Source organism: Leclercia barmai (assembly GCF_049312895.1).
GTDB classification, from domain to species: Bacteria; Pseudomonadota; Gammaproteobacteria; order Enterobacterales; family Enterobacteriaceae; genus Enterobacter; species Enterobacter barmai.
Genome location: NZ_JBMNWZ010000004.1, coordinates 1 through 23,201, shown reverse-complemented (window position 1 = coordinate 23,201; position 23,201 = coordinate 1). Strand labels below are relative to the sequence as shown.

The window sequence follows — 23,201 nt, the reverse complement described above, 5'->3', positions numbered from 1 at the left end:
TTTGTATGAGCCGCGCGCCGCGTTTTATACCGACAAGACGGGGAAAAAGCAAAATATAAATGCGCGCATTGACACACCGTCAGCAAAAATTTCCAGCCGGGTTTTCAAGGGCGTAGGCACGCATACAAAAAAAGCTGGAAATCGGGCGAAGAAGTGACCTAAAATAGCCATCCAGATGTTAATCCATCCATACTGATTAACACTCAGACTGCCAGTGTCATCGTCTGCAAGTCCTGGTGGAAAATACTGCCACGGCTACCCCACACGACAGTTTGAGCTAAACAAATTCTCCTTAGGTAAATTAAAACATGGCAAAACACCTGTTTACGTCCGAGTCCGTATCAGAAGGACATCCTGATAAAATTGCTGACCAAATCTCCGATGCGGTGCTGGATGCGATCCTCGAGCAGGATCCTAAGGCGCGCGTAGCCTGTGAAACCTATGTCAAAACCGGCATGGTCATGGTTGGCGGTGAAATCACCACCAGTGCATGGGTTGATATCGAAGAGATCACCCGTAACACCGTGCGTGAAATCGGCTATGTGCATTCTGATATGGGCTTTGATGCCAACTCTTGCGCCGTCCTGAGCGCGATTGGCAAACAGTCCCCGGACATCAACCAGGGCGTTGACCGTGCCGATCCGCTGGAACAGGGCGCGGGCGACCAGGGCCTGATGTTTGGCTACGCGACCAACGAAACCGACGTGCTGATGCCAGCGCCAATCACCTATGCTCACCGTCTGGTGCAGCGTCAGGCTGAAGTGCGTAAAAACGGCACCCTGCCGTGGCTGCGTCCGGATGCGAAAAGCCAGGTCACCTTCCAGTACGACGACGGCAAAATTGTCGGCATCGACGCGGTGGTTCTCTCTACTCAGCACGCTGAAGATATCGACCAGAAATCCCTGCAGGAAGCAGTGATGGAAGAGATCATCAAGCCGGTTCTGCCAACCGAGTGGCTGAATGCCTCCACCAAATATTTCATCAACCCAACGGGCCGCTTTGTTATCGGTGGACCAATGGGCGACTGCGGTCTGACCGGTCGTAAGATCATCGTTGATACCTACGGCGGCATGGCGCGTCACGGTGGCGGCGCATTCTCCGGTAAGGATCCGTCTAAGGTTGACCGTTCTGCAGCCTACGCGGCACGTTATGTTGCGAAAAACATCGTTGCTGCTGGCCTGGCTGACCGCTGTGAGATCCAGGTTTCCTACGCCATCGGCGTGGCAGAACCCACCTCTATCATGGTTGAAACCTTCGGTACCGAAAAAGTGGCAACCGAGCAGCTGACCCTGCTGGTACGCGAGTTCTTCGACCTGCGTCCATACGGTCTGATTCAGATGCTGGATCTACTGCACCCGATCTACAAAGAAACCGCTGCTTACGGTCACTTTGGTCGCGAACATTTCCCATGGGAAAAAACCGACAAAGCCGCTCAGCTGCGTGAAGCTGCCGGTCTGAAATAATCGACTGACAAAGCTTTAATGAGGCCAGCCGCGTGCTGGCCTTTTTGTTTTTCTGCCCCATTACCCCTGTCTGAAAACGCTCTCACCGCGATAAAAGCTCAGCCCTTTCGGAATACTCTCTTTGTTTGTCTCGCACCTCTCACATACTTTTACAGTATCCCATTCAAATCTTTACATTCAAAAAACATAAAACTAACCGGAGGGCTTGATGCCTGATAATAAAAAAAAGGGGCGGACGTCCAATAAGACGATGACATTCTTCGTCTGCTTCCTCGCAGCACTGGCAGGATTACTGTTTGGTCTGGATATCGGCGTAATTGCCGGTGCCCTGCCGTTCATTACCGATGAATTCCAGATCAGTTCCCACACCCAGGAGTGGGTGGTGAGCTCAATGATGTTTGGGGCGGCGGTCGGGGCGGTCGGCAGCGGCTGGCTCTCCTTCAAGCTCGGGCGTAAAAAGAGCCTGATGATTGGCGCGATCCTGTTTGTCGCCGGCTCGCTCTTTTCCGCCGCGGCACCTAACGTGGAAGTGCTGATTGCCTCCCGCGTGCTGCTGGGCCTGGCGGTGGGTGTGGCCTCTTATACCGCGCCGCTGTACCTGTCGGAGATTGCGCCGGAGAAAATCCGCGGCAGCATGATCTCCATGTACCAGCTGATGATCACTATCGGTATTCTCGGGGCCTATCTTTCTGACACCGCCTTCAGCTACAGCGGCGCATGGCGCTGGATGCTGGGGGTGATCATTATCCCGGCGGTGCTGCTGCTGATTGGCGTCTTCTTCCTGCCTGACAGCCCGCGCTGGTTTGCCGCCAAACGCCGCTTTAACGATGCGGAACGGGTGCTGCTGCGCCTGCGCGACACCAGTGCCGAAGCGAAGCGTGAGCTGGAAGAGATCCGCGAAAGCCTGCAGGTAAAACAGAGCGGCTGGGCGCTGTTTAAAGAGAACAGCAACTTCCGTCGGGCGGTGTTCCTTGGCGTATTGCTGCAGATCATGCAGCAGTTCACCGGGATGAACGTCATCATGTATTACGCGCCGAAAATCTTTGAGCTGGCGGGTTATAGCAACACTACCCAGCAGATGTGGGGCACCGTGATTGTCGGCCTGACCAACGTGCTGGCAACCTTTATCGCCATCGGTCTGGTGGATCGCTGGGGCCGTAAACCGACCCTGACGCTGGGCTTCCTGGTGATGGCCGTCGGCATGGGCGTGCTGGGTACCATGCTACATGTGGGCATCGAGTCCCCTGAGTTGCTGTATGTGGCCGTTGGGATGCTGCTGATGTTTATCGTTGGTTTTGCGATGAGCGCAGGCCCGCTGATCTGGGTACTCTGCTCTGAGATCCAGCCGCTGAAAGGCCGTGACTTCGGTATCACCTGCTCCACCGCCACTAACTGGATCGCCAACATGATTGTCGGCGCAACCTTCCTGACCATGCTCGATACGCTGGGTAACGCCAACACCTTCTGGGTGTACGGCGGTCTGAACCTGCTGTTTATCGTCCTGACCCTGTGGCTGGTTCCTGAAACTAAACACGTTTCGCTGGAACATATCGAACGCAACCTGATGAAAGGTCGTCCCCTGCGCGAAATTGGCGCTCACGACTGATCCTTCCGGCTTCCTCCCTCGCGGAGGAAGCCGCTTGCACCGCCACGCCGCACGTTTTATGCTCTGCCCCTATGAAAACACCCCGTCTCCCCATTGCGCTTCAGCAAGCCGCCATGCGCAGCCTGCGCGACAAACTGGCCCAGGCCAACCTGAAGCTCGGCCGGAACTACCCTGAACCTAAGCTGGTCTGGCAGCAGCGCGGCACCGCAGCAGGTACCGCCTGGCTGGATACGTATGAGATCCGCCTCAACCCCGTTTTAATGCTGGAAAACCAGCAGGCCTTTATCGACGAAGTGGTACCGCACGAGCTGGCGCATCTGCTGGTGTGGAAGCACTTTGGCCGCGTGGCGCCGCACGGCAAAGAGTGGAAATGGATGATGGAAGCGGTGCTGGGCGTGCCTGCTCGTCGGACCCACCAGTTCGAGCTTGATTCCGTTCGCCGCAATACGTTCCCCTACCGCTGCCAGTGTCAGCAGCACCAGCTCACGGTGCGTCGTCATAACCGTGTCGTGCGCGGCGAAGCCACCTACCGCTGCGTGAAATGCGGTGAACCGCTTATTGCCGGGTAAGCGACAGAACTATCAGGAACATTCCTGATCTGCCTGATTGCATACAGGAACAACTTTCGTTACGTTGCGGGCTCGTTTTGACACGGAGTTGACGATGTCCCGTAATTTCTCTCTCGCGGTCGCCTTTCTGACGACGGCGTTCTCAGGCCATGCGCTGGCCGAAGGTATCAACAGTTTCTCTCAGGCAAAAGCCGCAGGCGTGAAGGTCAATGCCGACGTCGCGGGCGATTTTTACTGTGGCTGCAAAATTAACTGGCAGGGCAAAAAAGGGGTCGTGGACCTGGCGTCCTGCGGCTACAAAGTACGTAAAAATGAAAACCGCGCCAGCCGCATTGAATGGGAACATGTGGTCCCGGCCTGGCAGTTCGGCCACCAGCGCCAGTGCTGGCAGGATGGCGGGCGTAAAAACTGCGCCAAAGACCCGGTTTATCGCCAGATTGAGAGCGACATGCATAACCTGCAACCCGCCGTGGGCGAGGTGAATGGCGATCGCGGCAACTTTATGTACAGCCAGTGGAACGGCGGCGAAGGCCAGTACGGCCAGTGTGCGATGAAGGTCGATTTCAAAGAGAAGCTTGCCGAGCCCCCGGCCCGCGCACGCGGCAGCATCGCCCGTACCTACTTCTATATGCGCGATCGCTATAACCTCAACCTCTCCCGCCAGCAAACCCAGCTCTTCAACGCCTGGGATAAACTCTATCCGGTGACCGCCTGGGAGTGCGAGCGCGACGTGCGCATTGCCAAAGTGCAGGGGAATCACAACCCTTACGTCCAGCGCGCTTGCCAGGCGCAAAAGAGCTAACCTACACTAGCGGCAACTGTTTCTTTAAGTGTATACCCCTCACCCTGACCCTCTCCCCATAGGGGAGAAGGGACAGAATGTGCCGGGTATACAGCTCTTGATGGATTTATTAATTATGCGCGTTCCCCGTATTTATCACCCTGAACCGATCGCCGCAGGCAGCGAGATTGCCCTGTCTGAAGAGGCCGCCAACCACGTGGGCCGCGTGCTGCGCATGGGCACAGGCCAGGCCATTCAGCTGTTTGATGGTTCAAACCAGGTTTTTGACGCGAATATCATCCGCGCCGATAAGAAAAGCGTGCACGTCAGCATCGTGCGTGGCGAAATCGACGATCGTGAATCACCGCTGCATATCCATTTAGGCCAGGTGATGTCGCGCGGCGAAAAAATGGAATTCACTATCCAGAAATCGATCGAACTGGGTGTAAGCCTCATTACGCCACTTTTTTCTGAGCGCTGCGGCGTTAAACTGGATGCTGAACGTCTGAATAAGAAGCTCCAGCAGTGGCAAAAAATCGCCATTGCCGCCTGTGAGCAGTGTGGCCGCAACCGCGTCCCGGAGATCCGCCCGGCGATGGATCTTGAAGCCTGGTGTGCCGAAGAGGAGCAGGGTCTGAAGCTCAACCTTCATCCCCGCGCCAGCGCCAGCATCAACACCCTGCCGCTGCCGGTTGAGCGCGTGCGCTTGTTGATTGGCCCGGAAGGCGGCCTGTCGGCGGATGAGATCGCCATGACCGCACGCTACCAGTTTACTGATATTCTGTTGGGACCCCGCGTTCTGCGTACTGAGACCACCGCGCTAACCGCCATCACTGCCCTGCAGGTGCGTTTTGGCGATTTAGGTTGAAGCATTAACGGAGAAGACAATGATCAAGCTCGGCATCGTGATGGATCCCATCACAAGCATCAATATCAAGAAAGATTCCAGCTTCGCTATGCTGCTGGAAGCGCAACGTCGCGGCTACCAGCTCCACTATATGGAGATGAGCGACCTGTACCTGATTAACGGCGAAGCGCGGGCCCGCACCCGCATCGTCAACGTCGAGCAGAATTACGATAAATGGTATGAGTTCGGTTCCGAGCAGGATCTGCCCCTGGCCGAACTCGACGTCATCCTGATGCGTAAAGATCCGCCGTTCGACACCGAATACATCTACTGCACCTATATTCTTGAGCGCGCAGAAGAGAAAGGTACGCTAATCGTTAACAAACCGCAGAGCCTGCGTGACTGTAACGAGAAGCTCTACACCGCTTGGTTCTCCGACCTGACGCCAGAGACGCTGGTGACGCGCAACAAAGCCCAGTTGAAAGCCTTCTGGCAGAAACACGGCGATATCATCCTGAAGCCGCTGGACGGCATGGGCGGCGCCTCTATCTTCCGCGTCAAAGAGGGTGACCCGAACCTGGGCGTTATCGCCGAGACCCTGACCGAACATGGCTCCCGCTACTGCATGGCGCAGAACTATATTCCGGCGATTGTCGACGGCGACAAGCGCGTGCTGGTGGTGGACGGCGAGCCGGTGCCTTACTGCCTGGCGCGTATTCCGCAGGGCGGCGAAACCCGTGGTAACCTGGCGGCCGGTGGCCGTGGCGAACCGCGTCCGCTGACCGAAAGCGACTGGGAAATTGCCCGCCGCGTGGGTCCGCTGTTAAAAGCCAAGGGGCTGATTTTCGTAGGTCTCGACATCATTGGCGACCGCCTGACGGAAGTGAACGTCACCAGCCCGACCTGTATTCGTGAAATCGAAGCTGAGTTCCCGGTATCTATTACCGGCATGCTGATGGATGCCATCGAAAAACGGCTGAAGCAGTAATAGCTCCCATATTTATACACACAGCCATTCATGTTGCATCAAGGCGGCAAGCCTGAGGATCCCCAGGAGCATAGACAACTATGTGACTGGGGTCCGAAGGCGCAGCCAACGCAGAGGCAGCGTGAAGGGCGAAGTGTATAGTGACAGTATCGGGTTTTGTCCGCATACTGGGTGCTGTCGCTTTTTAAACCAGGAAACAGAACCTCTGACAATGAATTTACAGCATCACTTTCTTATTGCCATGCCTGCTCTCCAGGACCCGATTTTCCGCCGTTCCGTCGTTTATATCTGCGAGTACAGCGAAGAAGGCGCGATGGGGATTATCATCAATAAACCGCTGGAAAATCTTTCTGTTGAAGGCATTCTGGAAAAATTGAAAATTTCCCAGGACGAACGTGTGCCTGAAATTCGTCTCGACAAACCGGTAATGCTCGGTGGCCCGCTGGCAGAAGATCGCGGCTTTATCCTGCATACGCCGCCAGGTTTTTCCTCCAGCATCCGTATCTCTGACAATACCGTTGTGACCACCTCCCGTGACGTGCTGGAGACGCTGGGCACAGAAAAGCAGCCTGCCGATGTGCTGGTGGCGCTCGGTTACTCCTCATGGGAAAAAGGTCAGCTTGAGCAGGAGATCCTGGATAATGCCTGGCTCACCGCCCCGGCAGACTTGAACATTCTGTTTAAAACCCCGATCGCCGATCGCTGGCGTGATGCGGCTAAGCTGATTGGCATTGATATCCAGACCATGCCTGGCGTAGCGGGGCATGCCTGATGAGCGGCACGCTTCTCGCCTTTGATTTCGGCACCAAAAGTATCGGCGTGGCAATCGGCCAGCGCATTACCGGCACCGCTCGTCCGCTGACGGCGCTGAAAGCGCAAAACGGCACCCCGGACTGGAACCTGATTGAACGACTGCTGAAAGAGTGGCAGCCGGATGTCGTCATTGTCGGCTTACCGCTGAATATGGATGGCACCGAACAGCCATTAACTGCCCGGGCGCGCAATTTTGCCAATAAAATTCATGGCCGTTTTGGAGTGGCGATTAAGCTGCACGACGAACGGTTAAGCACGGTAGAAGCTCGCGCCGGTCTGTTTGAGCATGGCGGTTTCCGCGCGCTTAACAAAGGCAGCGTCGATTCCGCCTCCGCCGTGGTTATCCTTGAGAGTTTCTTCGAGCAGGGTTACTGATCCCCCTTCCCTTTGCCCGGTTCCCCGGGCAAATCACGTTTATTCCGCCAGCAGCGTGGCATTGAGCGCGGTCAGTTCAGTAAGACGCGTCCGGACGCTCGCATCGTCAATATTCCACATACCGGCAAACGCCAGCGCGGCATGATGCGCGCCCACGGGCAGCGCCATCGACACTTCACCGTCGTCGTGATGCCAGATCACATGCCCCTGCTCGCGCTGCTGGGCCACATGTGGGGCCAGGTTTTGCCACTGCTCGGGCGTAAAGCGAGGGATTAGCGCTTCATCCGTTTCGCTCGCCAGCAGCGACATACCAATCACCGATTGCCAGGCAGGCAGCATGTGGAAACCGGCCAGCGCCTGGCTGGTCTGGCTGCCGGGAACGGAGTGCCAGATATAGATAACCTGGTCTTCCCACAAAACCCCCAGCGCCACCACGATGTCGCGCGGCGCATGGCGCTCCAGCCGGGGCAGCGCCCGGGAGAAGAGCTCAGAGCCACGGATGGACTGCGCCGCCAGGGCATGAATGCCGGGGCCGGGAAGATAGCGACGATGATCGTCCTGCATGGTCAGGCCAATGGAGGCCATCGTCATCAGCAAACGGTTAACACGGGTGGTGTTAATCCCCATCAGTCGTGCGAGTTCACGGCAGCCGATGGCGCGGCCGCTGGAAACCAGATACTGCAGACAGCGAATGCCGTCGATAAGACTTTGGTTCGGTTGTGATGACATAGCCGCTTCAATCAGTGCAATCAGAAAGTCGATTTTAGCGCCCGTACCGAAGGAAACAAGGCCGCGAAGCCATTCTCTGCTGCCGCTAATGCATTACAGCCGCCCCTGTGCCCGGCGCTCGGCAAGGCTCTGATCGAAATTCTGCATGCCCGCCTGCTGCCCGGTCTGGATCACGCCGGGCAGTTGATAAGTTTTACCTTCACGGATCAAATTCGCGGCAGCAGGGGTATTCACCAGCAGCTCAAACAGCGCGACGCGACCCTGCTGGTTATCCCTTTCGAGCTTTTGCGCCAGCACGGCGCGCAGGCTGCCCGCCAGCTGTTTACGTACCGGCTCTTTTTCCTGGGCGGGGAAAGCATCCACCAGCCTCTCTACCGCCTGAGCCGCGCCCCGGGTATGCAGAGTCGCCAGCACCAGATGCCCCGTCTCGGCGGCGGTGAGCGCAAGGCGGATCGTCTCGCTGTCACGCAGTTCGCCCAGCAGGATCACATCCGGATCTTCACGCAGGGCCGCCCGTAACCCATCGGCAAACGACGGACAGTGCAGGCCAATCTCCCGCTGCTGCACCAGGCAGCGCTTGCTCTGATGGATAAACTCCACCGGATCTTCCAGAGTCAGAATATGCCCGTCACTGTGGTGATTGAGAAAATCGACCATGGCCGCAAGGGTGGTGGATTTGCCGCTGCCGGTGGCCCCGGTCACCAGAATCAGGCCGTTATCGTTGGTCAGCAGCTCGGGTATCGCCCGCGGCGTGCCCAGGGTTCGCAGCTGCGGACACTGCTCTGCAAGCAGCCGCAGCGCCAGCGAACAGCCTTGCGTATGGGCAAAGGCGCTGGCCCGCAGCCGATGGTGCTCCAGCGCGACGGCAAAATCCACCTGCCCCTGGGCGCACCAGGCTCCCTGCTGCTCATCGCTGAGCCAGCTTTTCAGCAGCATGGCGACATCCGGCCCCGGAAAAGGGGCGAATTCCATTTTCCCGCGCCGCCGCCAGCGTGGTGGCGCGTTACTGCACAGGTGTAGATCCGACACGTTATGCTTTACACTAAGGGCCACAATTTCTTCCATATCCATTTAATGATCCCCGGAAAATGAACGACATTGCGCATAACCTGGCACAGGTCAGGGACAAAATCTCAGCCGCAGCAACGCGTTGCGGCCGTGCTTCAGAAGAAGTTACGTTGCTTGCAGTCAGTAAAACCAAACCTGCGAGCGCCATCGCAGAAGCGATTGACGCAGGCCAGCGCATGTTCGGTGAAAATTACGTGCAGGAAGGGGTGGAAAAGATTCGCCACTTCCGGGAAGCAGGCGCCGCGGATCTGCAGTGGCACTTTATTGGGCCCCTGCAGTCGAACAAAAGCCGGCTGGTGGCGGAGCATTTCGACTGGTGTCATACCGTCGATCGACTGCGCATCGCCACCCGTCTGAGCGAACAGCGCCCGGCAGAAATGCCACCGCTTAACGTGCTGATTCAAATCAATATTAGCGATGAGAACAGCAAATCCGGTATTGCGCTGGAAGCGCTTGATCAGCTGGCGGAACAGGTGGCAGCCATGCCTGGCCTTACGCTTCGCGGGTTAATGGCGATCCCGGCCCCGGAGTCAGATTACGACAGGCAGTTTGCCGTAGCCCGGCAAATGGCTGTAGCATTTGAGGCGCTTAAAACACGCTTCCCAACGGTCGACACGCTTTCACTGGGCATGACGGACGATATGGCTGCCGCGATTGCAGCTGGCAGCACCATGGTGCGCATCGGGACAGCTATTTTCGGCGCGCGCGATTACACCCAATAATAAGGAAACCTGAGGAACGCCATGAAGACGTTGACCTTCCTGCTCTCAACGGTCATTGAACTGTATACGATGGTGCTTTTGTTACGCGTCTGGATGCAGTGGGCCCGTTGTGATTTTTATAACCCCTTCTCGCAGTTTGTCGTGAAAGTCACCCAACCGATTGTCGGGCCGCTGCGCCGGGTGATCCCGCCGATGGGCCCTATTGACAGCGCCTCTCTGCTGATTGCGCTGATCCTGTGCGTGGTAAAAGCGATCGTGCTGTTTATGGTCATCACCTTCCAGCCGATCATCTGGATCGCAGCGGTTTTGATCCTGATAAAAACCATCGGCCTGCTGATTTTCTGGGTGCTGCTGCTGATGGCGATCATGAGTTGGGTAAGCCAGGGCCGTAGCCCGGTGGAATACTCCCTGATTCAGCTCGCCGACCCGCTGCTGCGCCCGATTCGTAATCTGCTGCCAGCCATGGGCGGGATCGACTTCTCCCCGATGATCCTCGTGCTGCTGCTGTACGTCATCAACATGGGTATTGCTGAACTGCTGCAGTCCACAGGCAACGTGCTGCTGCCGGGGCTGTGGATGGCGTTATGAGTGCGGTCAGCACTTGCGCCGACGGGCTGGTTTTACGGCTGTATATTCAGCCGAAAGCCAGCCGTGATTCAATTATCGGGCTGCATGGCGACGAAGTGAAAGTCGCCATCACCGCGCCCCCGGTGGACGGCCAGGCGAATGCCCAACTGGTGAAGTATCTGGCTAAGCAGTTTCGCGTCGCGAAAGGCCATGTGCTGATCGAGAAGGGTGAACTGGGACGCCACAAGCAGGTCAAAATTCTTAATCCGCAACATATCCCGACGGAAGTCGCGGCACTGATACAACAGGATTAACACATGCAAAAAGTTGTTCTCGCTACCGGTAACGCCGGTAAAGTGCGCGAGCTGGCCTCGCTGTTAAATGATTTTGGTCTGGACGTGGTCGCCCAGACCGAACTGGGCGTGGACTCTGCCGAAGAGACCGGCCTGACGTTTATCGAAAACGCCATTCTGAAGGCGCGCCATGCCGCGCAGGTCACCGGTCTGCCGGCCATTGCCGACGACTCCGGGCTGGCGGTGGACGTGCTTGGCGGTGCGCCAGGAATTTACTCCGCCCGCTATTCCGGCGTCGATGCCACCGACCAGCAGAACCTTGAAAAGCTGCTGGACGCGCTTAAGGACGTACCGGACGAGCAGCGCCAGGCACAGTTCCACTGCGTGCTGGTCTATATGCGCCATGCCGAAGACCCAACGCCGATTGTCTGCCACGGCAGCTGGCCGGGTGTCATCGCCCGCGAGGCGGCTGGCAGCGGCGGCTTTGGCTATGACCCGATCTTCTTTGTCCCGACCGAGGGCAAAACCGCTGCGGAACTGACCCGCGAAGAAAAAAGCGCGATCTCCCACCGTGGACGCGCCCTGAAACTGTTACTGGAAGCATTACGTAATGGCTAATTTGCCACCCCTGAGTCTTTATATTCACATCCCGTGGTGCGTGCAGAAATGCCCGTACTGCGATTTCAACTCGCATGCGCTGAAAGGCGAAGTGCCTCATGACGATTACGTTCAGCATCTGCTTGCCGATCTGGACGCCGACGTCGCTTACGCGCAGGGACGTGAAGTTAAGACCATTTTTATCGGTGGCGGTACGCCGAGCCTGCTCTCAGGCCCGGCGATGCAGACGCTGCTGGATGGCGTGCGTGCGCGCCTCAGTCTGGCAGCGGATGCAGAAATTACCATGGAGGCCAATCCGGGGACGGTTGAGGCCGACCGTTTTGTGGAGTATCAGCGCGCCGGGGTGAACCGTATCTCCATTGGCGTGCAGAGCTTCAGCGAGCCGAAGTTAAAGCGTCTGGGCCGAATTCATGGCCCGGATGAGGCGAAGCGTGCCGCCCATCTCGCGACCGGGCTGGGGTTACGCAGCTTCAACCTCGACCTGATGCACGGCCTGCCGGATCAGTCTCTGGAAGAGGCGCTGGACGATCTGCGCCAGGCCATTGAGCTGAATCCGCCGCACCTCTCGTGGTATCAGCTGACCATTGAGCCGAACACGCTGTTCGGGTCGCGTCCCCCGGTACTGCCTGATGATGACGCGCTGTGGGATATTTTCGAGCAGGGCCACCAACTGCTGACCGCCGCCGGTTATCAGCAGTACGAAACCTCGGCCTATGCAAAGCCGGGCTATCAGTGTCAGCACAACCTGAACTACTGGCGTTTTGGCGACTACCTGGGCATTGGATGTGGCGCACACGGCAAAGTGACATTCCCGGACGGGCGTATTCTGCGCACGGCCAAAACCCGCCATCCGCGCGGCTATATGGAAGGACGCTATCTTGAGCGCAGCCATGATGTCGAAGCCGCAGATAAGCCGTTCGAGTTCTTTATGAACCGCTTCCGACTGCTGGAAGCCGCACCGCGCGCGGAGTTTACGCTGTATACCGGGTTAGCGGAATCGGTGATTCGCCCGCAGATTGACGAGGCGCTGGCGCAGGGGTATCTAACCGAGTGCGCAGATTTCTGGCAGATCACCGAGCATGGCAAACTGTTCTTAAACTCCCTTCTCGAGCTTTTCCTCGCCGAAGAATCCTGAAGCATGATTCAGGATTTTGCATCCCGTTCTGCTGGCTGAGGGAAAAGCTGGCAGAGTGTGGGGATGGAAAAATCAAAACAGCTACGAATAAACATGACGCCAGAAGAGGTGCGCCTTTGGTATCTACTTCGGGGACGGCATTTCTATGGCTTCAAGTTTCGCCGCCAGATGCCGGTGGGTTCTTACATCGTTGATTTTGCGTGCTTTAAGGCCCGATTAATTGTTGAACTGGATGGTGGACAGCATCAGGATGATGAAAAGTACGATCTACGCAGAACGGCTTATCTGAATTCGCGTGGCTGGCGTGTGATTCGGTTCTGGAATAACGAATTCAGGGCGAACGAAGAGGGCGTATTGATGGTTATTCTGCAACATCTGCAATGCCTGATTCCCTCACCCTAACCCTCTCCCACAGGGAGAGGGAACTCGTACTCCCTCTCCCATGGGGAGAGGGCCGGGGTGAGGGGCCCAGAGCGCACCAACCTACTTCAGCGATCCCACCAGCCCCTTGCGGCTCTCTTCCAGCGAAACCACCCGTTTACACACGTCTTTACCGAATTTCTGGAAATCAGCTTCCTGGTTTTTCCATTCGTTCTGAATAGAGGTTTGTAGACCGCCCAGGCTACCCAGCACGCCCTGCAGTGGGTTGCCCCCGCCCTTCAGCACCGCTTTGGCGCCCATCTCGTTAATGCTGTCCTGCAAAATGCCGCCCATCGCCTGGTTCACCAGCTGCTGCCCGTCGGCGCGCACCTGATCGATCGCCTGGTAGTGGAAGGTCAGGCCATCGGTACGATGCTCAATAATGCGGTTCATCTGCTCTTTTAACTGCGCGTCCAGTTTGGTCAGGCGCGAGCGCATGTTGCTGCTCTCCCCTACCTCTTTAGCGATGATCTTATCCAGCGCCACACGGCCTTTTTCCACGCGGTTCTGCGCGCCTTCGTCTATCCACGGCAGCGCGCTGCGCAGATCGGCCTGGTAATCTTTCGCCTGTTCACGTTGGGCGGCGCTGAGCTGGTACTGCTTGCCGTTGAACATCACGTTGCCATCAGGGGTGATCACCAGGTTGCCGTTCTCACCTTTTACCTGCACGGTTTGCGGACTGAGGATCACATCGTCGCGCGGCGTGACTTCGCATTTGTACTCTGCGTGAGCAGTCAGGGCCGTGGTCATTAAAGCCGCAGCGAGCAGCGTTTTGCGCATCATATCTTCTCCCTCATACAAAATGGGCCAGCAATTGCTGGCCCCTGATGCTCTATTAGTCCCACCAAATGTCGAAAAGTTCGCTGATGCGCACCTCTTCGAATTTGTGGTCTTCCAGCCACTTACGCACGATGGCCTGGTGTTCTTCTGTGCACTGGCCGATCTCCTGTTTGCAGATCAACCCTTCCCACGCCAGGTAGCCGCTGCCGTCAAACGCCAGTTTGTTCGGCTCGATCACTTCATTGATGAACGCATCCACGTCTTCATCAATTTTTTCTACGCTGGTGCCTTCCGGGAAACGCCATGCAACCGAAAAACCAATTTCCTGAAACTCGTCGATGTGCATTTTCTTACGCAGACGACGGCTACGGTTCTTTGCCATTATTTCACCCTCTCGAACATTAAATCCCATACGCCGTGACCAAGACGATGGCCACGCTGTTCAAATTTGGTTACCGGACGTGATTCAGGACGCGGCACATAGTCGTTGCTCTGCGACTGGTTTTTATACCCGTCGAGACCTGACATCACTTCCAGCATATGTTCCGCATACTGTTCCCAGTCGGTCGCCATGTGGAAAACACCACCCAGCTTCAGCTTGCTTTTGACCAGTTCGGCAAACGGTGCCTGAACGATACGGCGTTTATTATGACGCGCTTTGTGCCATGGGTCAGGGAAAAAGAGCTGAACCATGTTCAGAGAATTGTCAGGGATCATCTTGTGCAGCACTTCTACCGCGTCGTGACACATGACGCGCAGGTTCTCGACGCCCTCTTCATGAGCCGTCGCCAGGCAAGCGCCTACGCCCGGTGAGTGTACCTCAATACCGAGGAAGTTCTGCTCCGGGCGCGCTTTGGCCATCGTGACCAGCGAAGCGCCCATACCGAAACCGATCTCCAGCGTAATCGGCGCATCGCGGCCAAAGAGTTCAACAAAGTCGAGCGGCTGTTCGGTGAACTCAACGCCCATCACCGGCCAGTAGTTATCCAGCGCGTGCTGCTGCCCTTTTGTCAGGCGCCCCTGACGGCGGACGAAGCTGCGAATACGGCGCAGCGGGCGGCCGTTTTCATCGAATTCCGGTGATATGACGTCGTTTTTCATAAAAGAGTAGTCTGCTTGTGAGAATGTTCGGGAAACGGGCATTATCCAAAGTTAATGACCGGATGCAAGCATGGGAAAGATCCGGTTTACAGCCGCATGCCGCTGTGCTGCAATCTGCGTCCCTGATACCGCAAAGCGAAGACCATGCAAGCCTCTCAATTTTCAGCCCAGGTGCTGGACTGGTACGACAAATACGGGCGTAAAACCCTGCCCTGGCAAACTGAAAAAACACCGTACAAAGTATGGCTCTCAGAGGTGATGTTGCAACAAACGCAGGTCGCGACGGTTATCCCTTATTTTGAGCGCTTTATGGCGCGTTTCCCGACGGTCACCGATCTGGCCAACGCCCCGCTGGACGAAGTGCTGCATCTTTGGACCGGGCTGGGCTATTACGCCCGCGCCCGCAATCTGCACAAAGCCGCCCAGCAGGTGGTGTCGCTGCACGGTGGCATCTTCCCCGAAACCTTCGATGAAGTGGCCGCCCTGCCGGGCGTCGGGCGCTCCACCGCCGGGGCGATCCTCTCCCTTTCGCTGGGCAAACATTTCCCTATTCTCGACGGCAACGTGAAACGCGTGCTGGCGCGCTGCTACGCAGTCAGCGGCTGGCCGGGCAAAAAAGAGGTGGAAAAACGCCTGTGGGAAATCAGTGAAGCGGTGACGCCCGCCAGAGGGGTTGAACGTTTTAACCAGGCGATGATGGATTTAGGGGCGATGGTCTGCACCCGCTCGAAACCTAAATGCGAACTTTGCCCGCTCAATAATCTGTGCGTGGCCTATGCTAACCAGTCGTGGGCGCAGTATCCCGGTAAAAAGCCGAAGCAGACCCTGCCAGAGCGTACCGGCTATTTTCTGCTGATGCAGCACGAGGAGACCGTGTACCTCGCCCAGCGTCCGCCGAGTGGATTATGGGGCGGACTGTTCTGCTTCCCGCAGTTTGAGGATGAGGCCGGACTTCGCGACTGGCTGGCGCAGCGCGGCATTAGCGCCGATACTCTTGTGCAGCTCACCGCGTTTCGCCACACCTTCAGCCATTTCCATCTGGATATTGTGCCGATGTGGCTTCCCGTGTCCTCATTCACGGCGTGCATGGATGAAGGCAGCGCTCTCTGGTATAACTTAGCGCAACCGCCATCAGTGGGTCTGGCGGCTCCCGTAGAGCGCCTGTTACAGCAATTACGTGTCGGAGCAACGGTTTAGCTCCGGGCGACAAAGAGGAATCAGTATGGCCAGAACAATTTTTTGCACCTTCCTGCAACGTGAAGCAGAAGGTCAGGACTTCCAGCTTTATCCGGGCGATCTGGGTAAGCGCATCTATAACGAGATCTCAAAAGAAGCGTGGGCGCAGTGGCAGCACAAGCAAACCATGCTGATTAACGAGCGCAAGCTCAACATGATGAACGTTGAACACCGTAAACAGCTCGAAGAAGAGATGGTCAATTTCCTGTTTGAAGGGAAAGAGGTGCACATCGAAGGTTATACGCCGCCAGAAAAATAATACCCAGCGGTTGATGCCGGGTGGCGCTACGCTTACCCGGCGAAAACTGCCCCGGAACAAACACAACACGCACTCCCGGAATGATGAAAAAATTTTTAGCGCTTGCTCTTGTTGCACCGTTACTTGTTTCGTGTTCCTCCAGTAATAAAGGCGATAGCTATAACGAAGCCTGGGTAAAGGACACCAACGGTTTTGACATTCTGATGGGGCAGTTCGCCCATAACATCGAAAACATATGGGGTTTTAACGAAGTTCTGATCGCCGGTCCAAAGGACTACGTTAAGTACACCGACGGCTACCAGACCCGCAGCCACATCAACTTTGACGAAGGGACTATCACCGTCGAGACCATCGCCGGGACCGATCCTGCCGGACGACTGCGTCAGGCGATCGTTAAAACCCTGCTGATGGGTGACGATCCGGGCTCTATCGATCTCTACTCCGACACCGACGATATCACTATCTCCAGAGAGCCGTTCCTCTATGGTCAGGTGGTGGATCAGACCGGCCAGTCCATCCGCTGGGAAGGCCGCGCCAACAACTTTGCCAACTATCTGCTGCAGACGCGCCTGAAAAGCCGCAGCAACGGCCTGCGCGTGATCTACAGCGTAACCATTAACCTGGTGCCGAACCACCTCGATAAGCGTGCGCATAAATATGTCGGGATGGTACGCCAGGCCTCGCGTAAATACGGTGTGGATGAGTCGCTGATCCTGGCGATTATGCAGACGGAGTCGTCGTTTAACCCTTACGCGGTAAGCCGTTCCGACGCCCTGGGCCTGATGCAGGTTGTGCAGCACAGCGCCGGCAAAGACGTGTTCCGCTCGCAGGGGCGTTCCGGCACCCCGAGCCGCAGCTATCTGTTCGATCCCGCAAGCAACATCGATACCGGCACCGCCTATCTGGCGATGCTGAATAACGTTTACCTGGGCGGCATTGATAACCCGACCTCGCGTCGCTACGCGGTGATCACCGCCTATAACGGTGGCGCAGGCAGCGTGCTGCGCGTCTTCTCCAACGATAAAATCAAGGCGGCGAGCATCATCAACAGCATGTCGCCGGGGGATGTTTATCAGACCCTCACCACCCGTCACCCTTCCGCAGAGTCCCGCCGCTACCTCTATAAGGTCAATACGGCTCAGAAGAGCTATCGTAGAAAGTAGTGTGACTTTTTTTACCCTCTCCGTTGTGGAGAGGGTAATCCTTCATTCCTGACCGCCCGCTTTATCCATACGAAATTGTTATTTGCATCACAATCCAAACTGCAAATTAATGTGGATTGCATTTTTTTGCGGGAGGTAACAAAACATAACGCCACTCGCTGATAGAATTGCATCAAATCCAAAACCCAAATGTTTCTACACCAACATACAGCCCGCTCTCTTGTGAGGAAAGTAACATGAACCTTAAGCTGCAGCTTAAAATCTTGTCGTTTCTGCAGTTCTGTCTGTGGGGGAGCTGGCTGACCACGCTCGGCTCCTACATGTTTGTCACGCTCAAATTCGACGGTGCCTCTATCGGCGCTGTCTATAGCTCTTTGGGCATTGCCGCTGTCCTGATGCCGACGCTGCTCGGGATCGTGGCGGACAAATGGATAAGCGCGAAGTGGGTCTATGCGCTTTGTCATCTGGTGGGGGCGGGTACGCTGTTTATGGCGGCCGAAGTCACCACGCCAGGGGCGATGTTTATGGTGATCCTGCTTAACTCGCTGGCTTATATGCCAACGCTGGGGCTTATCAACACCATCTCCTACTACCGTCTGAAAAACGCCGGTATGGATATCGTGACCGACTTCCCACCGATCCGTATCTGGGGCACCATCGGCTTTATCATGGCGATGTGGGGCGTGAGCTTCGCAGGCTTCGAACTGAGCCATATGCAGCTCTACATCGGTGCTGCGCTGTCTCTGGTGCTGACGCTGTTCACCCTGACGCTGCCGCACATTCCGGTCTCTAACCAGCAGAAAAACCAGAGCTGGAGCTCCATGCTCGGCCTGGACGCGTTCGCGCTGTTCAAAAACAAACGCATGGCGATCTTCTTCATCTTCTCCATGCTGCTGGGTGCGGAGCTGCAGATCACCAACATGTTCGGCAACACCTTCCTGCACAGCTTTGATAACGACCCGATGTTCTCCGGGAGCTTTATCGTTGAACATGCCTCGGTGATGATGTCGATCTCCCAGATCTCCGAAACACTGTTCATCCTGACCATCCCGTTCTTCCTGAGCCGCTACGGCATCAAGAACGTGATGATGATCAGTATCTTCGCGTGGATGCTGCGCTTTGGTCTGTTCGCCTACGGTGACCCGTCTGCCTTCGGTACCGTGCTGCTGGTTCTGTCGATGATTGTCTACGGCTGCGCCTTCGACTTCTTCAACATCTCCGGTTCCGTGTTCGTGGAAAAAGAGGTTCGTCCGGAAATCCGCGCCAGCGCCCAGGGCATGTTCCTGATGATGACCAACGGCTTCGGCTGTATTCTCGGCGGCGTGGTGAGCGGCAAGGTTGTGGAGATGTATACCACTAACGGTATTACTAACTGGCAGCCGGTGTGGCTGATCTTCGCAGGCTACTCACTGGTACTGGCTTTCGCGTTCATGGTGCTGTTCAAGTACAAACATGTTCGTACCCCAACAGGTGCGCAAACCGTCGCGCATTAATCGGTTAAGTCCCCCTCCCTGCGGAGGGGGATTTTTTTTACTTCAGTACATAGCCGTACAAACGCTTAATCCCGTCCGCATCCTTCTCGCTGTATACGCCCTGCAGTTCCGGTGAAAAACCGGGCAGCAGATTGACGCCCTCTTCCAGCGCCAGGAAGTAACGCTGCACCGCGCCGCCCCAGAGTTCACCCGGCACCACGCACAGCACGCCCGGCGGGTATGGCAGCGCCCCTTCCGCCGCGATGCGCCCTTCGGCTTCGCTAATGCGTACCAGTTCGACGTTACCGCGAATAAAGGCCTGGTTGGCATCCTGCGGGTTCATCACCACGGTGGGCAGGCTCTCTTTGCGGAACATCGCCTTCTGCAGATCTTTCACGTCAAAGCTGACATACAGATCGTGCATCTCCTGGCAGAGCTGGCGCAGCGTGTAGTCGCGGTAGCGCACCGGATATTTGTTCCAGATGGTCGGCAGAACATCCGCCAGCGGGGTATCATCTTCGATGTGCTGCTCAAACTGGGCCAGCATTGCCACCAGCTGCGCCATTTTTTCGGCGCTCTCCGCCGGGGTCAGCAGGAAGAGAATGGAGTTGAGATCGCACTTCTCCGGAACAATGCCTTTCTCACGCAGGTAGTGCGCCAGAATGGTCGCCGGAATACCAAAATCGGTATATTCGCCGCTTTCGGCGTCGATGCCCGGCGTGGTCAGCAGCAGTTTACAGGGATCGACAAAGTATTGCTGGTCGGCATAGCCCTCAAAGCCGTGCCATTTCGCCCCCGGTTCAAAGCTGAAGAAGCGCAGTTCGCTGGCAATCGCGTGGGTTGGGTGATCCTGCCACGGACGTCCGGCCACGACCGGCGGGATAAACGGCTTAATCATCTTACAGTTGGCAATAATCGCCTTGCGCGCTTCAATGCCCAGCTCAACGCACTCTGCCCACAGCCGACGCCCGCTCTCCCCTTCGTGGATCTTGGCGTTCACGTCGAGGGCCGCAAACAGCGGGTAGAACGGGCTTGTAGAGGCGTGCATCATGAAGGCGTTGTTGAGCCGCTTATGCGGGCAGAAACGCGCCTGGCCGCGGATATGGTTATCCTTTTTATGGATCTGCGAAGTCTGGGAGAACCCGGCCTGCTGTTTGTGCACCGACTGGGTGACAAAGATCCCCGGATCGTTGGCGTTCAGCTCCAGCAGCAGCGGCGAGCTGTCCGCCATCATCGGGATAAACTGCTCGTAACCCACCCACGCGGAGTCGAACAGGATGTAGTCACAGAGCTGGCCAATCTTGTCGATCACCTGGCGGGCGTTATAGATGGTGCCGTCATAGGTGCCGAGCTGGATCACCGCCAGGCGGAACGGGCGCGCTTCACGGGCTTTTTCCGGAGCGACTTCACGGACCAGCTCCCGCAGGTAGGCCTCGTCAAAACAGCGGTCATCAATGCCGCCAATAAAGCCAAACGGGTTGCGCGCCGCTTCGAGATAAACCGGCGTGGCACCGGCCTGAATCAGGGCGCCATGGTGGTTGGACTTATGGTTGTTGCGGTCGAACAGCACCAGATCGCCACGGGTCAGCAGCGCATTGGTCACCACCTTGTTGGCGGCCGAGGTGCCGTTGAGAACGAAGTAGGTTTTGTCGGCGTTAAACACTTTCGCCGCGAACTTTTGCGCATGTTTGGCGGAACCTTCGTGGATCAGCAGATCGCCAAGCTTCACGTCGGCGTTGCACATATCGGCACGAAAGACGTTCTCACCGAAGAAATCGAAAAACTGACGCCCTGCAGGGTGCTTCTTAAAGAACGCGCCGTGCTGGTGCCCCGGACAGGCAAAGGTGCTGTTGTCCATCGCCACGTACTGAGTGAGGGTGTCGAAAAACGGCGGCAACAGGTTCTCTTCGTAGCGACAGGCGGCGGCTTCCAGCTCTAACCACTCCTGCGCTTTGCCGTCGATCACCGCATCGACACCCGCAGGGGCTTCTACAGGCTCTGTTGAGAACATATAGACAGGCAGATGGAAACCGGTGCGTTTCAGTAACGCGAGGATGCCGCTGTGACTGTCAGCGACGGTAATGACGACTGCCGCCACATCCGTAAAATCTGTGTTATCCAGCGTCACCACTTCCCGGTGCGTGGATAAGGCGGACGCCAGCTCGCGGCTGACGGCAATTTTCATTGATTTCATAAGCGCAAATACCCGTGCAAGGCGAGAAAAAGCCCCGGACAGGGAGTCCCCCTGCCCAACGAATGTGTCTGACCGGAGTTCAGCTCCGACCGCCAGACATCAGTAAAAACAGAACGCGTCTGGTTTTACTGTTGTCCTGCAGTGAGCCTGCGTTACCCTCACCGCATGGTGAGCGTAGAATAAGATGTGTCGATACGGCCAGCCATTCGCACAGCGAGAGAAGATCTGTTCATGGGCGGCCCCGTATCTGAGAGAAGAAAATTCGCGCAATAATGTCACCTTTCATAAGGTGGTGCAAGAAGGAATCTTTATGCAAAATACGTCATTACATTTGGCGATTACTCACTGAAAAGAGTAATAATAATGCAATATCAATGAGTAAATAACAGGAGTTCGCAGTGGTTATTGGACCATTTATTAACGCAGGCGCCGTGCTGCTGGGCGGCGTGTTGGGCGCCGTGCTGAGCCAGCGATTACCGGAGCGTATTCGCTCCTCCATGCCCTCGATCTTCGGCCTGGCCTCATTAGGCATAGGTATTCTGCTGGTCATCAAGTGCGCCAACCTGCCGGTAATGGTGCTGGCAACGCTGCTTGGAGCGCTGATTGGCGAGTTTTGCTATCTGGAGAAGGGTATTAATGGTGCCGTCAGCAGAGCGAAAAATCTGCTCTCGCGGGGTAAACAGAAAGGCGGCGGTCACGACGCGTTTATCCAGAACTATGTGGCCATCATTATTCTGTTCTGCGCCAGCGGTACGGGGATTTTTGGTTCGATGCAGGAAGGAATGACCGGCGATCCGAGCATACTGATCGCGAAAGCCTTTCTCGATTTCTTTACCGCCACCATCTTTGCGACCACACTCGGTATTGCCGTCGCCGCCATCTGCGTGCCGATGCTGCTTATCCAACTCGCCCTGGCAACCTGCGCCACGCTGATACTGCCGCTGACAACCCCGGCAATGATGGCTGACTTCACCGCCGTCGGTGGCCTGCTGCTGCTGGCGACGGGTTTGAGGATCTGTGGGATCAAGATGTTTGCGGTGGTGAATATGCTGCCTGCGCTGGTGATCGCCATGCCGCTCTCTGCCCTGTGGACTGCGTTTTTTGCCTGATATTGCAGCGAAATGGCGACAGAGTGTGCGGTCAGTAGCGAAATTAACAAATATCGTTGACGGCAGAGGGTAGATCGGGTTTAATGCGCCCCGTTGCCCGGATAGCTCAGTCGGTAGAGCAGGGGATTGAAAATCCCCGTGTCCTTGGTTCGATTCCGAGTCCGGGCACCACTATTTAAAGAACCCGCCCAAAAGGCGGGTTTTTGCTTTTGCAGAACCGAACTTTCATCGCTCTCTATTAACTCTTCTTTAATGGCCCTAAATTTGCGACCCATACGCGTTGCGAAGGTTTTAACTTCTGCAACACAGTCCTGCGTCTATCTGGCTTCTTATGGCCGTCCAGACACTATACAGTCAATGATTAAGAGCGCCCTTCGCTAACAAACGGCGTTACGCCTTTTTCGCGCTGTAGACTTCTTCCCCAGAGAAGGTCGGTTCAGCCCAGAAGTTGATATTGAACTGGGCGTCATCCGTCATCTCAATACGGTGCCAGTACTGCGGTGGGCTGGTCGCGAAGTTACCTGCGTTAATCACAACCTTCACTTCTGGTTCTGTTGCCTCTGCGTTCGCGAAGCCGTAATAGGTTACGGTTCCTTCCATCACACAAAGCTGCCCAAAGATGCCAGCTGCGGTATTGTGGTGGCTCAGAAGCGCTGCAGGAACGTTATCTTTAGTGAAGAAGGGAGTTGAACGTTTGATTGTCCAGTTTTTGGGGATTCTTTGATGGCTCATAATGACCTCCGACTTAAAACATGCATTTAAATTACATGTTTATGATAAGCCTGTAAAGCCCATTTGATAATAACTCTCATTTCTATTATTAATGGAGGATATATGACAGAGAATTGTTTTTTGTAGGCCCGGTAAGCGCAGCGCCACCGGGCAGGACGGGA

Annotated in this window: 26 protein-coding genes and 1 tRNA gene; 20 read left to right on the top strand and 7 right to left on the bottom strand. The window is 56.2% G+C overall.

Annotation, left to right across the window (positions count from 1 at the left end; all coding sequences use genetic code 11):
* Positions 1-308: 308 nt before the first annotated feature.
* The 8 genes from metK (at position 309) to ruvX (ending at position 7,442) form a co-directional block, all read left to right on the top strand.
* Positions 309-1,463, top strand: a complete 1,155-nt coding sequence (metK, locus tag ACOYA6_RS15860; protein WP_032613918.1) for a methionine adenosyltransferase — start codon at positions 309-311, stop codon at positions 1,461-1,463.
* Between the two features lie 208 nt (positions 1,464-1,671).
* Complete coding sequence (locus tag ACOYA6_RS15855; RefSeq protein WP_422654990.1) at positions 1,672-3,069, top strand: sugar porter family MFS transporter; 1,398 nt, start codon at positions 1,672-1,674, stop codon at positions 3,067-3,069.
* Positions 3,070-3,140: 71 nt separating this feature from the next.
* Positions 3,141-3,638, top strand: a complete 498-nt coding sequence (locus ACOYA6_RS15850; RefSeq protein WP_138370491.1) for a SprT family zinc-dependent metalloprotease — start codon at positions 3,141-3,143, stop codon at positions 3,636-3,638.
* 94 nt (positions 3,639-3,732) lie between these two features.
* Positions 3,733-4,440 carry a deoxyribonuclease I gene (gene endA / locus ACOYA6_RS15845; RefSeq protein WP_422654989.1) on the top strand — a complete coding sequence of 236 codons (708 nt, stop codon included), beginning with the start codon at positions 3,733-3,735 and terminating at the stop codon, positions 4,438-4,440.
* Positions 4,441-4,555: 115 nt separating this feature from the next.
* Positions 4,556-5,287 (top strand): 16S rRNA (uracil(1498)-N(3))-methyltransferase, encoded by a 732-nt coding sequence (gene rsmE, locus ACOYA6_RS15840; RefSeq protein WP_138370490.1) that lies wholly within the window; start codon positions 4,556-4,558, stop codon positions 5,285-5,287.
* Between the two features lie 19 nt (positions 5,288-5,306).
* Complete coding sequence (gene gshB / locus ACOYA6_RS15835; RefSeq protein WP_422654988.1) at positions 5,307-6,254, top strand: glutathione synthase; 948 nt, start codon at positions 5,307-5,309, stop codon at positions 6,252-6,254.
* A gap of 211 nt (positions 6,255-6,465) precedes the next feature.
* Positions 6,466-7,026 (top strand): YqgE/AlgH family protein, encoded by a 561-nt coding sequence (locus ACOYA6_RS15830; protein ID WP_039029803.1) that lies wholly within the window; start codon positions 6,466-6,468, stop codon positions 7,024-7,026.
* A complete protein-coding gene (ruvX, locus tag ACOYA6_RS15825; RefSeq protein ID WP_139563590.1) occupies positions 7,026-7,442 on the top strand; it encodes a Holliday junction resolvase RuvX in 417 nt (138 codons plus the stop codon). Before ACOYA6_RS15830 ends, ruvX begins: the two co-directional genes overlap by 1 nt.
* A gap of 39 nt (positions 7,443-7,481) precedes the next feature.
* On the opposite strand, the gene ACOYA6_RS15820 is transcribed toward ruvX, so the two are convergent.
* Positions 7,482-8,171, bottom strand: a complete 690-nt coding sequence (locus ACOYA6_RS15820) for an IclR family transcriptional regulator (RefSeq protein WP_039029801.1) — start codon at positions 8,169-8,171, stop codon at positions 7,482-7,484.
* Positions 8,172-8,264: 93 nt separating this feature from the next.
* A complete protein-coding gene (locus tag ACOYA6_RS15815) occupies positions 8,265-9,242 on the bottom strand; it encodes a type IV pilus twitching motility protein PilT (protein WP_039029800.1) in 978 nt (325 codons plus the stop codon).
* Between the two features lie 17 nt (positions 9,243-9,259).
* Between ACOYA6_RS15815 and ACOYA6_RS15810 the strand changes: the two genes are divergently transcribed.
* The 6 genes from ACOYA6_RS15810 to ACOYA6_RS15785 all read left to right on the top strand — a co-directional run bounded on the left by ACOYA6_RS15810 (position 9,260) and on the right by ACOYA6_RS15785 (position 12,976).
* Entirely contained in the window at positions 9,260-9,961 is a 702-nt protein-coding gene (locus ACOYA6_RS15810; protein ID WP_138370486.1) for a YggS family pyridoxal phosphate-dependent enzyme, read from the top strand.
* A 21-nt stretch (positions 9,962-9,982) separates the two neighbouring features.
* Positions 9,983-10,549 (top strand): YggT family protein, encoded by a 567-nt coding sequence (locus tag ACOYA6_RS15805; protein ID WP_039029798.1) that lies wholly within the window; start codon positions 9,983-9,985, stop codon positions 10,547-10,549.
* Positions 10,546-10,842, top strand: a complete 297-nt coding sequence (yggU, locus tag ACOYA6_RS15800; RefSeq protein WP_422654987.1) for a DUF167 family protein YggU — start codon at positions 10,546-10,548, stop codon at positions 10,840-10,842. Before ACOYA6_RS15805 ends, yggU begins: the two co-directional genes overlap by 4 nt.
* 3 nt (positions 10,843-10,845) lie before the next feature.
* A complete protein-coding gene (locus ACOYA6_RS15795; RefSeq protein WP_422654986.1) occupies positions 10,846-11,439 on the top strand; it encodes an XTP/dITP diphosphatase in 594 nt (197 codons plus the stop codon).
* Positions 11,432-12,574, top strand: a complete 1,143-nt coding sequence (gene hemW, locus ACOYA6_RS15790) for a radical SAM family heme chaperone HemW (RefSeq protein ID WP_422654985.1) — start codon at positions 11,432-11,434, stop codon at positions 12,572-12,574. The genes ACOYA6_RS15795 and hemW overlap by 8 nt, the downstream gene beginning before the upstream one ends.
* 63 nt (positions 12,575-12,637) lie before the next feature.
* Positions 12,638-12,976, top strand: coding sequence for an endonuclease domain-containing protein (locus tag ACOYA6_RS15785; RefSeq protein WP_422654984.1), 339 nt, complete (start codon positions 12,638-12,640; stop codon positions 12,974-12,976).
* An 81-nt stretch (positions 12,977-13,057) separates the two neighbouring features.
* Here ACOYA6_RS15785 and ACOYA6_RS15780 read toward each other — a convergent pair whose 3' ends face one another.
* Genes ACOYA6_RS15780 through trmB form a run of 3 tightly spaced genes read right to left on the bottom strand, consistent with a single transcriptional unit; the run spans position 13,058 to position 14,875 of the window.
* On the bottom strand, positions 13,058-13,777 hold the full coding sequence (locus ACOYA6_RS15780; RefSeq protein WP_422654983.1) for a YggN family protein: 720 nt from the start codon (positions 13,775-13,777) through the stop codon (positions 13,058-13,060).
* A 52-nt stretch (positions 13,778-13,829) separates the two neighbouring features.
* The gene (locus ACOYA6_RS15775; RefSeq protein ID WP_039029792.1) at positions 13,830-14,156 is read right to left on the bottom strand and encodes a YggL family protein; all 327 of its coding nucleotides are present in this window, start codon (positions 14,154-14,156) and stop codon (positions 13,830-13,832) included.
* Complete coding sequence (gene trmB / locus ACOYA6_RS15770) at positions 14,156-14,875, bottom strand: tRNA (guanosine(46)-N7)-methyltransferase TrmB (RefSeq protein ID WP_039029791.1); 720 nt, start codon at positions 14,873-14,875, stop codon at positions 14,156-14,158. Before trmB ends, ACOYA6_RS15775 begins: the two co-directional genes overlap by 1 nt.
* Before the next feature lie 144 nt (positions 14,876-15,019).
* On the opposite strand from trmB, the gene mutY reads away from it, so the two are divergent.
* From mutY to ACOYA6_RS15750, 4 genes are all read left to right on the top strand, one after another.
* Positions 15,020-16,072: an A/G-specific adenine glycosylase gene (gene mutY / locus ACOYA6_RS15765; RefSeq protein WP_039029790.1), complete on the top strand. Its 1,053-nt coding sequence runs from the start codon at positions 15,020-15,022 to the stop codon at positions 16,070-16,072.
* A gap of 25 nt (positions 16,073-16,097) precedes the next feature.
* Entirely contained in the window at positions 16,098-16,370 is a 273-nt protein-coding gene (locus ACOYA6_RS15760; RefSeq protein WP_039029789.1) for an oxidative damage protection protein, read from the top strand.
* 83 nt (positions 16,371-16,453) lie between these two features.
* Entirely contained in the window at positions 16,454-17,533 is a 1,080-nt protein-coding gene (gene mltC, locus ACOYA6_RS15755) for a membrane-bound lytic murein transglycosylase MltC (protein WP_039030108.1), read from the top strand.
* 236 nt (positions 17,534-17,769) lie between these two features.
* Positions 17,770-19,026: a nucleoside permease gene (locus tag ACOYA6_RS15750; protein ID WP_139563597.1), complete on the top strand. Its 1,257-nt coding sequence runs from the start codon at positions 17,770-17,772 to the stop codon at positions 19,024-19,026.
* Positions 19,027-19,063: 37 nt separating this feature from the next.
* Here the strand turns inward: ACOYA6_RS15750 and ACOYA6_RS15745 are convergent, their stop codons facing one another.
* Positions 19,064-21,199 (bottom strand): ornithine decarboxylase, encoded by a 2,136-nt coding sequence (locus ACOYA6_RS15745; RefSeq protein ID WP_422654982.1) that lies wholly within the window; start codon positions 21,197-21,199, stop codon positions 19,064-19,066.
* Positions 21,200-21,597: 398 nt separating this feature from the next.
* On the opposite strand from ACOYA6_RS15745, the gene ACOYA6_RS15740 reads away from it, so the two are divergent.
* On the top strand, positions 21,598-22,308 hold the full coding sequence (locus ACOYA6_RS15740; protein ID WP_039029786.1) for a DUF554 domain-containing protein: 711 nt from the start codon (positions 21,598-21,600) through the stop codon (positions 22,306-22,308).
* 95 nt (positions 22,309-22,403) lie between these two features.
* Positions 22,404-22,479 (top strand) — tRNA-Phe (locus tag ACOYA6_RS15735).
* Positions 22,480-22,698: 219 nt separating this feature from the next.
* Here the strand turns inward: ACOYA6_RS15735 and ACOYA6_RS15730 are convergent.
* Positions 22,699-23,040, bottom strand: coding sequence for a TehB family protein (locus ACOYA6_RS15730; RefSeq protein WP_138370478.1), 342 nt, complete (start codon positions 23,038-23,040; stop codon positions 22,699-22,701).
* Positions 23,041-23,201 lie beyond the last annotated feature (161 nt).